Genomic DNA, 14,284 nt, shown 5'->3' with positions numbered 1-14,284 from the left:
GGCGCTACGACCGGAGACAAATCTTGGCACGCTGGCACAACTGCGGCACGGAAGACCTCGACGTCTTGCAGACCATCTTCTGGTCGGCCGGCGCATCGCGCAACGCGCTGGCGCAGCGGCTGGCCTATTCCAAGAGCAAGGCCAACGCCATGGTGGCGGCCTTGCTGGACGAGGGTTTGCTCGACGAGGTGGGGCTGCAGGAATCGTCCGGCGGCCGCCGCGCCGAGACCTTGCGCCTGAGCGAGACGCTGGGCGTGGTGATCGGCGTCGACCTGGGCGCCACCAGCATGCAGGTGGCCGTCATGCGGCCGGACATGGCCGTGCTGGCGCGCCACCGCGAACCCATCGACGTGCGCCAGGGGCCGGGCGTGATCCTGGCGCGGCTGCGCGGCCTGATGCGGGAGCTGCTCACGCGCTGCCGGCGGCCGGCGACACAGCTCATCGCCATCGGCGTGGGCGTGCCGGGGCCGGTGGACTTCGCCAGCGGCCAGCTGGTCAATCCGCCGCTGATGCCCGACTGGGACGGTTTTTCCATCCGCGATTACCTGCGCGAGGCGTTCGCCGCGCCGGTGTTCGTGGACAACGATGTCAACCTGATGGCGCTCGGCGAAATGTACCGGCTGCAGCGCAACCTGCCCAATTTTCTGGTCATCAAGGTCGGCACCGGCATCGGTTGCGGCATCGTGTGCCACGGCCAGGTCTATCGCGGCGCCAACGGCTCGGCCGGCGACGTCGGCCATATCTGCGTGGACCAGTCCGGCCCGCGTTGCCATTGCGGCAACCAGGGTTGCGTGGAGGCGATGGCGGCGGCGCCGGCGATGGCCCGCATGGCGGTGCAGGCCGCGCAGCGCGGCGAGAGCGCGCTGCTGGTCGAACGCCTGCAGGCGACCGGCGCGCTGACGCTGGAAGACGTGGCCCAGGCCAGCCGGGCCGGGGATGTGGCGGCCAATGCCATCATCCAGCGCGCGGGCAACCTGGTGGGGCAGATGCTGGCTTCGGTGGTCAATTTCTTCAATCCTTCGCACGTGTTCATTGCCGGGCGGGTCGCCGACATGGGGCCGCTGTTCCTGGCCTCGGTGCGCCAGAGCGTGTACCACCGCTCGCTGGCGCTCTCCACCCGCCATCTTGAAATTCAGTACGCGCCCCTGGCCGACGATGCCGGCGTGGTGGGCGCGGGGGTGCTGGCCATGCAGCAGAGCATGGTCAGCGCCGCGGGAGATGCGCCATGAGCGTGGCCGTCGAATTCCGCAACGTGACCAAGGCATTCGGTCCGGTGCGCGTGCTGCATGGCGTGGATTTCGCGCTGCAGCCGGGCCGCGTGTACGGTTTGCTGGGCGAGAACGGCGCCGGCAAGTCGACGCTGATGAAGATCCTGGCCGGCTACGAGAGCCCGAGCGGCGGCGCGGTGGCGATCGACGGCGCCGTGCGCGCGCCGGGCGGCGGTCCGCGCGCGGCCGAGGCGCAGGGCATCGTGCTGATCCACCAGGAATTCAATCTGGCGGACGATCTCACGATCATGCAGAACATCTTCCTCGGGCATGAGATCCGCAAGGGCCCGTTCCTCGACGACCGCGCGATGCGCGAGCAGACCCGCGCGGCGCTGGCCAAGGTCGGGCTGCCGCTGGATCCCGACACGCGCGTGCGCAAGCTGATCGTGGCCGAGAAGCAGCTGGTGGAGATTGCCCGCGCGCTGGCCCGCCGCGCGCGCCTGCTCATCATGGATGAGCCCACCGCCACGCTGACGCCGGGCGAAACCGAGCGCCTGTTCGCGTTGATGGCCGAATTCAAGGCCGCGGGCGTGACCATCATCTATATCTCCCACAAGCTGGACGAGGTGGAACGGACTACCGACGAGGTGATCGTGATGCGCGACGGCTTGCTGGTGGCGCGGGAACCCACGGCGTCGCTCACGCGGCGGCAGATGGCCAACCTGATGGTGGGGCGCGAGCTGGCCGACCTGTTCCCGGCCAAGCTGCCGGCGCCGGATGGCGCACCGGCGATCCGGGTGCGCGGCATGACGGTGCCGGGCTGGGCCGAGGATATCGATTTCGAGGTGCGGCGCGGCGAGATACTGGGCTTTGCCGGCCTGGTCGGCGCCGGGCGCACCGAATTGTTCGAGGGCCTGCTCGGCCTGCGCCCGCGCGCCGGCGGCGTGCTGGAGCTGGCGGGCAAGTCGGTGCAGATCAGGAACCCGCGCGATGCGGCGCGCCACGGCCTCACCTATCTCAGCGAAGACCGCAAGGGCAAGGGCTTGCATGTGCACTTGGGGCTGCGTCCCAACCTCACGTTGATGGCCCTGGAGCGCTACGCCAGGCCCTGGCTCGACCCGGCCGCCGAACAGGCCGCGCTGCGCGCCGCGGTGCAGGAGTTCGGCATCCGCGCCGGCGCGCTGGAGGTGCGCGCATCTGCGCTGTCCGGCGGTAACCAGCAAAAGCTGGCGCTGGCCAAGGTGCTGCATCCGGAGCCGTCGGTGGTAGTGCTCGACGAGCCCACGCGCGGCGTGGACGTGGGCGCCAAGCGCGAGATCTACCACCTGGTGCAACGCCTGGCGGCGCAGGGCCTGGCGGTGATCGTGATTTCGTCCGAACTGATGGAGCTGATCGGCCTGTGCCACCGCGTGGCGGTGATGCGCGCCGGTCGCCTGCAAACTACGCTGCAAGAGTCGCACCTGACCGAAGAGGAGTTGATCGTCCATGCCACAGGTACCCGCTGAAAACGCCGCCGCCGCGCGCCCCGGCGGCAGTCCCCGCACCGCCGCCATGTCCGCCTGGTGGAGCCGGCTGCACGGGTTTGGGCCGGTCATCGGCCTGGTGCTGTTGTGCATTGCCGGCACCCTGCTCAACAGTAATTTCGCCACCTACGACAACGTGATGAACGTGCTCACGCGCACCGCCTTCATCGGCATCATCGCAGTGGGCATGTGCTTCGTCATCATTTCCGGCGGCATCGACTTGTCGGTGGGCTCGATGGCGGCGTTGATCGCGGGCTCGGTGATCCTGTTCATGAATGCCATGGCGCCCGTGCTGGGTTCGCCCATCGCGGCCGTGGCCGCGGGCATGCTGCTGGCGGTGGCGCTGGGGGCGGTGTTCGGGCTGGTGCACGGCCTGCTCATTACCAAGGGGCGCATCGAGCCTTTCATCGTGACGCTGGGCACGCTGGGCATCTTCCGCGCCTACCTGACTTATTTTTCCAACGGCGGCGCCATCACGCTGGAGAACGACCTCTCCGACATCTACAGCCCGGTGTACTACGCCAATCTGCTGGGCGTGCCGGTGCCGGTGTGGGTGTTCCTGCTGGTGGCGCTGCTGGGCGGCGTGATCCTCAACCGCACCGCCTACGGCCGCTACGTGCAGGCGATCGGCTCCAATGAGCAGGTGGCGCAGTACGCCGCGGTGGATGTGCACAAGGTCAAGATCCTCACCTACATGCTGCTGGGCGTCTGCGTGGGCATCGCCACGCTGCTCTACGTGCCGCGCCTGGGATCGGCATCGCCGACCACCGGCCTGCTGTGGGAGCTGGAGGCGATCGCCGCGGTGATCGTGGGCGGCACGGTGTTGAAGGGCGGCGCGGGCAGCATCGCCGGCACGGTGGTGGGCGCGATCCTGCTCTCGGTGATCAGCAACATCCTCAACCTGACCAGCATCATCAGCGTGTACCTGAACGCGGCGGTGCAGGGCTTCGTGATCATCGCGGTGGCCTTCATGCAGCGCGGCAGGAAGTGAAGCCGGGGCGTTCCCTGAATGATTTCCGTGAATGGTTTCCGTGATCGGTTCCAGTTATCGGTTGCAGTTTGCAGTGTGTTCCCCAACCGGCCGGTTTGCCCGGCCTTTTCATAAGACAACAGGAGACAACGCATGAACAGCAAGCTTTCTTTGAGCCGCCGCCTGGCCCTGTCGGCCATGGGCGTCGCAGCGGCGCTGGCGCTGGCTGGGCCGGCCCTGGCGCAAGCCGACAAGGTAGTGGTCGGTGTCGCCATTCCGTCGGCTACGCACAGCTTCACGGCCGGTATCGTGTACTGGGCCAACCAGGCCAAGAAGGATCTGGAAAAGGCCCATCCGGGCCTGCAGGTCATCGTCAAGACCGCCGGCGGCGCGCCTGAGCAGGCCAACCAGTTGCAGGACCTGGTCACGGTCAACAAGATCACCACGCTGGTGGTCTTTCCCTTCGAATCGGCGGCGCTGACCAAGCCGGTGGCCCAGGTCAAGGCCAAAGGCGTCTATGTGACGGTGGTCGACCGCGGCCTGACCGACGCCAGCGCGCAGGACGCCTATGTCGCCGGCGATAACACGGCCTTCGGCAAGATCCCGGCCGAGTACATCGCCAAGGCGCTCAACGGCCGTGGCAATGTGGTGGCCATGCGCGGCATCGCCACCACGCTCGACAACGAGCGCATGGATGCCTTCAACGCCGTGCTCAAGCAGCATCCCGACATCAAGCTGCTCGATGCCAAGTATGCCAACTGGAACCGCGACGATGCCTTCAAGGTGATGCAGGACTACCTGACGCGCTTCCCGCAGATCGACGCCGTATGGGCCGCCGACGATGACATGGCGGTGGGCGCGCTCAAGGCCATCGAGCAGTCCAGGCGCAAGGACATCAAGCTGGTGTTCGGCGGCGCCGGCGCCAAGGGCATGATCAAGACGCTGATCGACGGCAGCAATCCGTTGATCCAGGCCAACGTGTCGTATAGCCCCAAGTTCATCTACGACGCCATCAAGCTCACCGCCGAGGCGCGCATCAAGGGCGACAAGCTGCCGTCCACGACCATCATCCCTTCGGTGCTGATCACCAGGGACAACGCGAAGAGCTTCTATTTCCCGGACTCGCCGTTCTGATGACCGGCCCGGTCCCGCTCCGATGCGGGGCGGGACGCTTTCCTTGCGCGGCGGCCGGGATCGGGCCGCGCGCTCAACGCATCGCGCAACACGCGCAACAGGAGTCCGGCATATGCCAAGACCCGTCACTCTTTTCACCGGCCAATGGGCCGACCTGCCCCTGGCGGAACTGGCGCCGCTGGCCCGGAAGATGGGCTACGACGGCCTGGAGCTGGCTTGCTGGGGCGACCACTTCAATGTGCAGCAGGCGCTGGCGTCCGAGCAGTATGTCAAGGACCTGCGCGCGCTGCTGGCCCGGCACGGGCTGCAATGCCTGGCCATCGGCAACCACCTCGTGGGGCAGGCGGTGTGCGACCGCATCGACGAACGCCACCAGTCCATCCTGCCGTCCCATGTGTGGGGCGATGGCGACCCCGAAGGCGTGCGCCAGCGCGCCGCGCGCGAGCTGGCCGACACCGCGCTGGCCGCCGCCAGGTTCGGCGTGAAGACGGTCACCGGCTTCACCGGTTCCTCGGTCTGGCATGCCATCTATGCCTTCCCGCCGACCACGCAAGCCTACTGGGACAAGGGCTTTGCCGACTTCGCGCAGCGCTTTGGTCCAATCCTTGATGCATTCGAACGGCACGACATCAACTTCGCGCTGGAAGTGCACCCGACCGAAATCGCCTTCGACATCGCCTCGGCCGAACGCGCCATCGCCGCGGTGAACGGGCACCGGCGCTTCGGCTTCAACTTCGATCCCAGCCACCTGGCCTACCAGGGCGTGGACTATGTGAAGTTCATCCGCCAGTTCGCCGACCGCATCTACAACGTCCACATGAAGGATGTCTGGTGGGGCAAGGGCGATGGCAGCGTGGGCGTGTTCGGCGGCCACACCAGCTTCGGCGACGCCCGCCGGCATTGGGATTTCCGCAGCGTGGGGCGGGGCATGGTCGATTTCGAATCGATCATCGTCGCCCTCAACGATATCGGCTACCAGGGGCCGCTCTCGGTGGAGTGGGAGGATAGCCGCATGGATCGCGTGCACGGCGCCACCGAGAGCGCGGCCTTTTGCCGGCGGCTCGATTTCAAGCCCGCGGCCGGCGCGTTCGACGCCGTGTTTGCCAGGGACCGGCAGGCCTGATCCGGCCGGACCGCCACGACGACCAACACCAACAAGGGCTCCAGGTATGTCCAATCAAAGAAAACTACGCTACGCCATGGTGGGCGGCGGCCACGGCGCCTTCATCGGCGCCGTGCATCGCAAGGCCATGGCGCTGGATGGGCAGTTCGAGCTGGTGGCCGGCGCGCTCTCGTCCTCGCCTGAGCGCGCGCGCGAATCGGGCGCCGCGCTGGGCCTTGCCGACGGCCGCAACCATGGCAGTTGGCAGGAACTGCTGGCCGACGAGTTGCGCCGCGGCCCCGACGAGCGCATCGACCTGGTCAGCATCGTCACGCCCAACCATGTGCATCACCCAGTGGCGCTGGCCTTCGTGCAAGCGGGGTTCCATGTCGTATGCGACAAGCCGCTGGTGCACACCGGAGCCCAGGCCGATGAGCTGGTGGCCGCGGTGCGCAAGGCCGGCACCGTGTTCGGCGTGACCTACAACTACACCGGCTACCCGATGGTGCGCGAAGCGCGCCACCTGGTGCGCAGCGGCGCGCTGGGCACGCTGCGCAAGATCGCCGTGGAATACAACCAGGGCTGGCTGGCCGCCGCGGTGGACGGCGGCAACAAGCAGGCCGACTGGCGGCTGGACCCGCTGCGCAGCGGCAGCGCCGGCACCATGGCCGACATCGGTTCGCATGCCGAGAACCTGGCCGCCACCGTCACCGGCCTGCGGCCGGACGCGCTGTGCGCCGATCTCACCGTCTTCGGCGCCGGCCGCCGCCTGGACGACGATGCGCAATTGCTGCTGCGCTATGCCGAAGGCGCGCGCGGCATCATCGTGGCGTCGCAAGTGGCGGCGGGACTGGAGAACGATCTGCGGCTGCAGGTCTCCGGCACACTGGGCACGCTGGTATGGCGCCAGGAGGAGCCGAACCAGCTGGTCCATTCCCCGCTGGACGGGCCGCGCCGCATCCTGACGCGCGGCTCGCCATGGCTGAGCGAATCGGCCCGGCGCGCGGGCCGGATTCCGGCCGGCCATCCCGAGGCTTTCATCGAAGCCTTTGCGAATGTCTACCTGGGCGTGGCGGCCGACATCCGCGCGCGCGCGGATGGCCGCATCGCCGACCCGTTGGAGGCCGACTATCCCCGTGTGGAAGACGGCAGGCAGGGCGTGCGCTTTATCGAGAAGGTGGTGGAGTCGGCGGCGAGCAGCCGGAAGTGGACGGCGCTGGGGTAACTCCGGCTTGTCCGCCAGGCAGCGGCCATGCAACCCGGGAGCCATGCCGCGCCGTCCATATCGCCTATGAACGCGGTTGCGGATCGTCAGCCTTGCACGTCGCCCGCCAGGATGGCCCGGATTTGCTGTTCAAACACTTCCGGCGGTTGGCCTCCCGAGATCAGGTAGCGGTCGTTTACGACGATTGCCGGGACGCTGTTGATGCCGCGCTGGACCCACAGCGCTTCTTCTTCCCGCACTTGTTGCCGGAACTGGTCCGATGCCAGCATCGCACCCGCCTCCATGCCATCCAGGCCGGCCTGCCGGGCGATATCGGCCAGCACATCCCGGTCTGCGATGTTCTTTCCATCGGTGAAATAGGCGGTGAACAGGGCTGCCTTGAGTGCCGCCTGCGCGCCCCTTTCTTGCGCCCAGGCCAACAGGCGATGGGCATCGAAGGTGTTGTAGACGAGGCTGGCATCGTCCCGGTTCATCGTGAAGCCGACCGCGGCCGCCCTGGCCCGGATCTGCTCGCGATTGGCGCGGGCCTGGTCGGCCGTGATGCCGTATTTTTCGGTGATGTGTTCGAGTTGGGACTGGCCTGCCGCGGGCAAGTTCGGGTTGAGTTCGAAGGGATGGAAGGCGATCTCGGTTTGCGCCGCCGGGCCGATGCGTTCGAGCGCGGTGTTGAGGCTGGCCAGGCCAATCGCGCACCAGGGGCATACGATGTCGGAGACGAAGTCGATTTTCAGGGCGTTAGTCATATTAGTCATGGTGGATGAGCCTCATGCGTGAGACCTGTGGACTGGTCGGCAGGTGGTGTTGATGAATGAGGCTATTGTAAATCCGATGCGCGGATGCCATGCGCGGATGTCATGCGGCGGCCCCGGCGGGGCATGTGCCGCCGGCCGGGGATGGGCAGGGCCATGGATACTCCAGCTGCAGCGCCACCAGGTCGGCGGTGCCATGTCCGTAGCGCGCTGCGATTGCCGTCAGGCTGGTGTCAAGCTGCTTGGCCGGAGGCGCGCCGGCGTCAAGCGGGACTACCAGGTCGGCGCGCGCTTCGTCCATCCGGGCATCGATATGCAAGTCCAGTCCGTCGCGGGTGGGTACCGAGGGGGACGCCCCCAATGCCAGCGCCCGGGAGCGATAGGTGCGGGACCATGGATCGGCCGCTAGCGCCAAGGCGATGCCATCCACGCCGGGCTCGGCCGGAATGCCGATCGTTTCGTGCCGCCATACGGCGGCGCTGTTGGATAGCGCGTTCCAGACATGGGCGGCGCCCAGGCGGTAGCGGTCGCTGTCATGCGCGTCGCCATAGTCGGCCACGCCAAGGCTTGCTGCCAGCGCCTGGGCGGCGCCGCTGCCCCCGATTGCTTCCACCAGTTTCAGGGAAACCGGCAGGGAGGCGGATACACCCGTGGTGGTGACGATGCCGTGGTCGACAACGTAGCGGCGATGGGGCGTCCACCGCAGCGTCGGATGCCTGGAGCGCAACTCCCCGGCGGCATACCAGTGCGTGGTGGCGTTGCGGCCGTCCAGCAGGCCGGCCCGTCCCAGCACTTTGGCGCCCTCGCAAATTCCCGCGATGATGGCGCGTGACGCCGCCTGGCGTTTGATCCAGTCGATGATGGGGCCTTTGCTGTCGTCGTGGTGGAAGGCGGGCACGATGACATAGTCGGCGCCCTCGGGATAGGCAAGGTCGAAGGCCGCGAGGGTGCTTTGCGCGGCGATGGCAAGCGCAGGCATCAGCGCAATGTTGCCGGGCTCGGGGGCGACCACGATGACCTCGGCCAGGCCCGAACGGGCCAGTACCGCCTGAGGGATCATGAGGTCGGTGGTTTCGGTTCCGCGATTGTCGGCAACGATGGCGACCAGCGGTCGCGCCCGTTTCGGCGGGCGCAAGGCCGACATCGGATCATCCCGGTCATTTGATGTTGATGTCGATGTCGATGCCGCATCCAGGCCTCGGCCGGGCGACGCCAATACAATAGTCGCCATCGACATGCCCAAGGCTGTCATCCCGGATAAGAATAATCGTCTTTCCATGCTGCGTCCGTGTCGCCAGAGTGGTGGAGGCAGTATCGTAGGTCGATCATCATAGGATTGCCATGACAAAGAAATCTGATTTTCTGCCAACGCCGGCCCATCGCCATGCTGCCAGGCAGATTGTCTTCGTTGCTTTCGAGGGAACTGAACCGCTCGATCTGACGGGGCCGATCGGCGTATTCACGCGGGCCGAGGAACAGGTTCCCGGTACTTACCGCATCCGCGTGGCATCAGTCGATGGCGCGGCCATCCGTACCCGCTCGCCCTTGATGCTGGCCGGCATCGAGCCGTTGTCCGGCATTTCCGCGGACATCGACACCTTGCTCGTCGCCGGCGGTCATGAACCGGCGATACGCCGCGCCGCCATTGATCCGGCCTTGATCGGCTGGCTGCGGGAGCATGCCGGGCGGGCGCGGAGAATCGGCAGCATCTGTACCGGAGCGTTCGTGCTCGGGGCCGCGGGCCTGTTGGACGGCCGCTCGGTGACGACGCACTGGGCAGCCGTCGAGGCATTGCAGGAATATTTTCCGCAAGCGCGGGTGGACGCCGATGCCATCTACCGGATCGACGGCAGGCTCCACACTTCGGCCGGCGTGACGGCCGGCATCGACCTCGCATTGGCAATGGTCAAGGCTGATCTCGGGCATGCGGTGGCCGCCGCCATCGCCCGCGATCTGGTGTTGTTCCTGCATCGTCCGGGCGGACAACGGCAGTTCAGCGCAACGTTGGCGGGACAGGATGCGGAAAGCGACCTGTTCGCCGATTTGCTGGCGTGGATGCTGGAGCATCCGCAGCACGATTTGCGCGTGGCCGCGCTGGCCGAACGCGCGGCCATGAGTCCGCGCAATTTCGCGCGGCAGTTTCAGCTGAAGGTGGGCAAGACCCCGGCGCGTTACGTATTGGACATGCGGCTCGACCATGCATGCCGCCATCTGGAAAATACCGCATGGACGATTGAGCGCGTGGCGGAGAAAAGCGGATTGAAGAGCGCGGACACAATGCATCGGCTGTTCCGGGAAAAATTGGGAGTGACGCCGTCCGACTATCGGGCGCGATTTGCGGCGGGCGGCCCTGCGCGGTAGGGGGATGCCCTCGGGCCATTGATGAAAATGGGTTCTATAATGGCCGCTTCCGCCTGGCGGGTTTGGGCGGCGCGATATCGGCTCATCCATTAGTAAATCATCAAGAAAAGGGGCATCTCATGCGGGCGCGGCCTGTTTCTGGATTCGTTTGCCATTTGTCATCCGTGGCGATGGTGGTAGCGGCGCTGGCCTGCGCCGCATCAGGTGCGCAGGCCCAGGAGAACCGCTTCGCCGGCATCATGAAGGTGGTGCGCGGCGATGTGCAGGTGCAGCGGCAGGAGCAGAAGCTGCCGGCCCAGGTCGGGGACAAGTTGTATTCCGGCGATCGCATCGTCACCGCCGCCGATGCGGCTGCCGGCATCACCTTGCGCGATGACACGCTGATGTCGCTCGGCCCCAAGACCAGTTTTGTGCTGGAAGACTTCAAATTCAACGAGAGTTCCGGCGACGGCAACATTGCCGTGCGGGTGGCCAAGGGCACCTTGCGCTATGTCTCGGGCCTGATCGGCAAGCATGCGCCGGAGCGTCAGCAGGTGGCCACGCCGACGGCCACCATCGGCATCCGCGGCACCGACTTCATCGTGGAGGTGGGCGATGAATAAGTCGTTGGCCCTGTGCCTTGCCGTGCTGGCGCTGGCCGGTTGCGCCGGCCCCACGGAGCGCTTCGTGCTGCTGCCGCAGCCGGATGGTTCTAACAGCAGCATCGTCGTCAAGACGGCGGCCGGCGAGGCGGCGCTGGCGACGCCTTATGCTTCGGTGGAGAGCGCGTCCGGCAAGATCGGCAAAGCCGCGACCCTGAGCGAGTCCGAAGTGCAGGCGCGCTACGCGCCGGTGATGCAGAGCCTGCCATTGCGGCCGCGCACTTACGAGTTGCTGTTCGAATTGGGCAGCGACCGCTTGACGCCTGCCTCGCGCAAGCTGCTGGAAGAGGCCATCGAGGAGTTCCGCACATTCCCTGCCGGCGAATTCATCCTGGTCGGGCATGCCGACAATATCGGCAGCGATGCCATCAACGAGAGCCTGTCGGTGCGGCGCGCGCAATTGGTCGAGCGCGAGCTGATCCGCGCCAGGATCGCGCCGTTGAGCATCGAGGTGGTCGGCAAGGGCGCGCGCGAGCCGCGCATACCGCAAAAGAAGGGCGTGCCGGAACCGCGCAACCGTTTCGTCGAGATCCGTATCCGCTAAGCGCGGCAGCACAGCCGCGGCGCGTTGCCGGTCAGGACAGCGCCCGCGTGCTCAGCAACTGCATGGCGTCGAGATGGCTCAGGCGCGCCCACTCCTCGCCGCCGCGCGCGACGATGTTGTCGGCGTTTGGCGTGGCCAGCAGGTCGAGGATCTCGGTATCGCTGACGCCCCGGTCGTTGTTGTAGTTGAATACCTTGAGCACCGGGCGCGTCAGGTCCTTGTCGTTTTGCCGGATCACGAAGCCCGAGCGTCCCGATTCCAGCTTGACGATCGAGCCCACCGGATAGATGCCCAGCGTCTTGACGAAAGCCAGGAACATGGCGCGGTCGAAATGACCGGTCCAGGTTGCCATCGAAGAGATCGCTTCGGCCGGATCCCAGGCGTGCTTGTAGCGGCGCTCGGAGGTGAGCGCATCGTACACGTCGCAGATCGCCGCCATGCGCGCGTAAAGCGAGATCGTTGCGCCGCGCAGGTTTTCCGGATAGCCGTTGCCGTCGATCTTTTCATGGTGGTGCAGGCAAACGTCGCGCGCATAGTCGGGCACGTTGGTATCCTGGCTCAGGTATTTGTGGCCCAGCTCCGGATGCTTGCGCACGATCGCGAATTCTTCCTCGGTCAGCTTGCCGGGTTTGTTCAGGATGTCATGCGGGATGAAGGCCTTGCCGATGTCGTGCAGGAATCCGCCCAGGCCGGCTTCGCGGCAGGAAGTCTCGTCCATGCCCAGGGTGCGGCCCAGCGCCACCATCAGCGCGCACACCGCCACCGAGTGCAGGTAGGTATATTCGTCGGCCAGTTTCAGGCGCACCACGCTCACCAGCGCATTGGGGTTTTGCAGCACCGAATTGGCGATTTCCTCGACCACGCTGACGCAGCGCTCCATGTCCAGCACCTTGCCCATGCGTACCTCGGCGAACATGGCCTGGGTCGCCTTCTTGGCGGTTTCGCATAGTTTTTGCGCATCGACCAGCGCCGGGTCCAGCGCCGGCGTTGCCGGCTCCGGGGCTGCGGCCGCTGCGGCGGTGGCCGCGGGTTCGTCCGGCGCGCCATCCTCATCTTCTTCGGGGGCGACGACATCCTTGCCCTTGGCGGTGTCGATCCAGCAATATGCGATGCCGCTGGCGCGGGCCTGCTTCAGTTCGTTGGGATTCTTGATGAGGAACTTGTTCTTCCAGAACGGGTGGTTCATCCACGCGGCATCGTCGAAGCCGGCGAAATACATCCCGAGGACCAGTTCCTCCACTTTGATTTTCTTCAGCATGTCTGCGCTTCTTTCCTCCGGGCGCCGGGGGAAAAGGTATATCGGTTTTTATCGTGTCGGGAGCGGGAGCCCACGCGGACCATCCCGGGATTGCCGCACGCCAATCATCTCATATGGCAGCCCGGAAGGGAACGGGCGGGGCCGCCGCCCCACATCATGTAAAGACGGCGGGGCAACCCCGGGCGATGGCGGCGGGCGGCGCAGCTTGCGGCCATGCGCAAGCATGCGGGAGGAAGGGAAGAAGGGCGGAGCCCGGGAACCGGGCCCGCGAGAACAGAGGGAGAGAGGCCTGTCGGCGCTGCCCGGCCGTGGGCGCTTAGCCGCGCTGCTCCTTGAGGTCGGGCAGGAACACAGTGAGCAAGCCCGCCAGCGGCAGGAAGGCGCACAGGCCGTAGACCCAGGCGATGCCATACAGGTCGGCCAGGTGGCCCAGCAAGGCCGCGCCGATGCCGCCGAAACCGAACATCAGGCCGAAGAACACGCCGGCGATCATGCCCACCTTGCCCGGCACCAGTTCCTGCGCATATACCACGATGGCCGAGAAGGCCGAGGCGATCACCAGGCCGATCACCACCGACAGCGCGCCGGTCCAGAACAGGTTGGCGTGCGGCAGCAGCAAGGCGAACGGAGCGGCGCCGAGGATCGAGATCCAGATCACCAGCTTGCGCCCGATCCTGTCGCCGATGGGGCCGCCGACAAAGGTGCCGACCGCCACCGCGCCGAGGAACAGGAACAGGTAGAGCTGCGAATTCGCCACCGACAGGTGGAAGCGGTCGATCAGGTAGAAGGTGAAATAGCTGGTGAAGCTGGCCATGTAGAAGTACTTGGAAAACACCAGCAGCGCCAGCACCAGCAAGGCGCGCCGCACGGTCGAGGCCGGCAGCGCCTGGGCCGGGCGCGGCCGGGCTTTGCCCTTGTTGGCGGCAAGGTGGCGGCGATACCAGCCCGAGACCAGCGACAGCACCACGATAGCCAGCAGCACGAACCAGGCCACGTTGCCCTGGCCGTAAGGCACCACGATGGCGGCCGCCAGCAGCGGGCCGAACGCCGAACCGGCATTGCCGCCGACCTGGAAGGTCGACTGTGCCAGGCCGAAGCGCCCGCCCGATGCCATGCGCGCGATGCGCGAGGCTTCCGGGTGAAAGGTCGAGGAGCCGATGCCGATCAGCGCCGCCGCCAGCAGGAAGGCCGGGAAGCTGCCGACCATCGACAGCATCACAATGCCGACCAGCGTGGCGACCGCGCCGCTGGGCAACAGCCAGGGTTGGGGATGCCGGTCGGTGTACATGCCGATCCAGGGTTGCAGCAGCGAGGCGGTGACCTGGAAGGTCAGCGTGATCAGGCCGACCTGGGTGAAGCTGAGGTGGTAGTTGGCCTTGAGCATCGGGTAGATCGAGGGCAGCAACGCCTGGATCATGTCGTTGATCAGGTGGGCGCCGCCGGCGGCCAGGATGATGCTCATCACCAGCGGCTGGGCCGCGCCGGCAGGGGGCAAGGATGTCGCGCCGGTATCGGCCGGCGCCGCTGTCGTGGTATCGGTTGTCATTGCGAAAACGTCTTCGGTTGTAG

General features: G+C 66.5%; 13 protein-coding genes. 9 read left to right on the top strand and 4 right to left on the bottom strand.

What is annotated here, in order from left to right; translation table 11 throughout:
* The first annotated feature begins 23 nt into the window (after positions 1-23).
* The 6 genes from FB597_RS13115 to FB597_RS13090 all read left to right on the top strand — a co-directional run bounded on the left by FB597_RS13115 (position 24) and on the right by FB597_RS13090 (position 7,162).
* Positions 24-1,229, top strand: coding sequence for an ROK family transcriptional regulator (locus FB597_RS13115; RefSeq protein ID WP_255517167.1), 1,206 nt, complete (start codon positions 24-26; stop codon positions 1,227-1,229).
* A complete protein-coding gene (locus FB597_RS13110) occupies positions 1,226-2,713 on the top strand; it encodes a sugar ABC transporter ATP-binding protein (RefSeq protein ID WP_144769788.1) in 1,488 nt (495 codons plus the stop codon). The genes FB597_RS13115 and FB597_RS13110 overlap by 4 nt, the downstream gene beginning before the upstream one ends.
* Entirely contained in the window at positions 2,694-3,722 is a 1,029-nt protein-coding gene (locus FB597_RS13105) for an ABC transporter permease (RefSeq protein WP_186442784.1), read from the top strand. Before FB597_RS13110 ends, FB597_RS13105 begins: the two co-directional genes overlap by 20 nt.
* 177 nt (positions 3,723-3,899) lie before the next feature.
* The gene (locus FB597_RS13100; protein WP_144769847.1) at positions 3,900-4,835 is read left to right on the top strand and encodes a substrate-binding domain-containing protein; all 936 of its coding nucleotides are present in this window, start codon (positions 3,900-3,902) and stop codon (positions 4,833-4,835) included.
* Positions 4,836-4,947: 112 nt separating this feature from the next.
* A complete protein-coding gene (locus FB597_RS13095) occupies positions 4,948-5,958 on the top strand; it encodes a sugar phosphate isomerase/epimerase (protein WP_144769787.1) in 1,011 nt (336 codons plus the stop codon).
* 46 nt (positions 5,959-6,004) lie between these two features.
* Positions 6,005-7,162 carry a Gfo/Idh/MocA family protein gene (locus FB597_RS13090; protein ID WP_144769786.1) on the top strand — a complete coding sequence of 386 codons (1,158 nt, stop codon included), beginning with the start codon at positions 6,005-6,007 and terminating at the stop codon, positions 7,160-7,162.
* Between the two features lie 86 nt (positions 7,163-7,248).
* Here the strand turns inward: FB597_RS13090 and FB597_RS13085 are convergent, their stop codons facing one another.
* Entirely contained in the window at positions 7,249-7,905 is a 657-nt protein-coding gene (locus FB597_RS13085; RefSeq protein ID WP_141914182.1) for a DsbA family oxidoreductase, read from the bottom strand.
* A gap of 109 nt (positions 7,906-8,014) precedes the next feature.
* The gene (locus FB597_RS13080; RefSeq protein ID WP_255517166.1) at positions 8,015-9,190 is read right to left on the bottom strand and encodes a DJ-1/PfpI family protein; all 1,176 of its coding nucleotides are present in this window, start codon (positions 9,188-9,190) and stop codon (positions 8,015-8,017) included.
* Between the two features lie 62 nt (positions 9,191-9,252).
* Here FB597_RS13080 and FB597_RS13075 point away from each other — a divergent pair, with 62 nt between their 5' ends.
* The 3 genes from FB597_RS13075 (at position 9,253) to FB597_RS13065 (ending at position 11,457) form a co-directional block, all read left to right on the top strand.
* Positions 9,253-10,272: a GlxA family transcriptional regulator gene (locus FB597_RS13075; protein WP_144769785.1), complete on the top strand. Its 1,020-nt coding sequence runs from the start codon at positions 9,253-9,255 to the stop codon at positions 10,270-10,272.
* Positions 10,273-10,436: 164 nt separating this feature from the next.
* On the top strand, positions 10,437-10,874 hold the full coding sequence (locus FB597_RS13070; protein ID WP_255517174.1) for a FecR domain-containing protein: 438 nt from the start codon (positions 10,437-10,439) through the stop codon (positions 10,872-10,874).
* Complete coding sequence (locus FB597_RS13065) at positions 10,867-11,457, top strand: OmpA family protein (protein WP_144769783.1); 591 nt, start codon at positions 10,867-10,869, stop codon at positions 11,455-11,457. The genes FB597_RS13070 and FB597_RS13065 overlap by 8 nt, the downstream gene beginning before the upstream one ends.
* Before the next feature lie 31 nt (positions 11,458-11,488).
* Here the strand turns inward: FB597_RS13065 and FB597_RS13060 are convergent, their stop codons facing one another.
* Positions 11,489-12,715 carry an HD-GYP domain-containing protein gene (locus FB597_RS13060; RefSeq protein ID WP_144769782.1) on the bottom strand — a complete coding sequence of 409 codons (1,227 nt, stop codon included), beginning with the start codon at positions 12,713-12,715 and terminating at the stop codon, positions 11,489-11,491.
* A gap of 316 nt (positions 12,716-13,031) precedes the next feature.
* Positions 13,032-14,261 (bottom strand): MFS transporter, encoded by a 1,230-nt coding sequence (locus FB597_RS13055; protein ID WP_144769781.1) that lies wholly within the window; start codon positions 14,259-14,261, stop codon positions 13,032-13,034.
* Positions 14,262-14,284: the final 23 nt, after the last annotated feature.

The sequence above is a fragment of the Herbaspirillum sp. SJZ099 genome (genome assembly GCF_007828355.1).
In the GTDB taxonomy this organism is placed as follows: domain Bacteria; phylum Pseudomonadota; class Gammaproteobacteria; order Burkholderiales; family Burkholderiaceae_D; genus Herbaspirillum.
This window is presented reverse-complemented; position numbering and strand designations above follow the sequence as displayed.

Coding starts and splice junctions, on each gene's coding strand:
- FB597_RS13075 (WP_144769785.1), top strand. CDS start 9,253: ATGACAAAGAAATCTGATTTTCTGCCAACGCCGGCCCATCGCCATGCT.
- FB597_RS13100 (WP_144769847.1), top strand. CDS start 3,900: ATGGGCGTCGCAGCGGCGCTGGCGCTGGCTGGGCCGGCCCTGGCGCAA.
- FB597_RS13055 (WP_144769781.1), bottom strand. CDS start 14,261: ATGACAACCGATACCACGACAGCGGCGCCGGCCGATACCGGCGCGACA.
- FB597_RS13065 (WP_144769783.1), top strand. CDS start 10,867: ATGAATAAGTCGTTGGCCCTGTGCCTTGCCGTGCTGGCGCTGGCCGGT.
- FB597_RS13060 (WP_144769782.1), bottom strand. CDS start 12,715: ATGCTGAAGAAAATCAAAGTGGAGGAACTGGTCCTCGGGATGTATTTC.
- FB597_RS13105 (WP_186442784.1), top strand. CDS start 2,694: ATGCCACAGGTACCCGCTGAAAACGCCGCCGCCGCGCGCCCCGGCGGC.
- FB597_RS13110 (WP_144769788.1), top strand. CDS start 1,226: ATGAGCGTGGCCGTCGAATTCCGCAACGTGACCAAGGCATTCGGTCCG.
- FB597_RS13080 (WP_255517166.1), bottom strand. CDS start 9,190: ATGGAAAGACGATTATTCTTATCCGGGATGACAGCCTTGGGCATGTCG.
- FB597_RS13090 (WP_144769786.1), top strand. CDS start 6,005: ATGTCCAATCAAAGAAAACTACGCTACGCCATGGTGGGCGGCGGCCAC.
- FB597_RS13095 (WP_144769787.1), top strand. CDS start 4,948: ATGCCAAGACCCGTCACTCTTTTCACCGGCCAATGGGCCGACCTGCCC.
- FB597_RS13085 (WP_141914182.1), bottom strand. CDS start 7,905: ATGACTAACGCCCTGAAAATCGACTTCGTCTCCGACATCGTATGCCCC.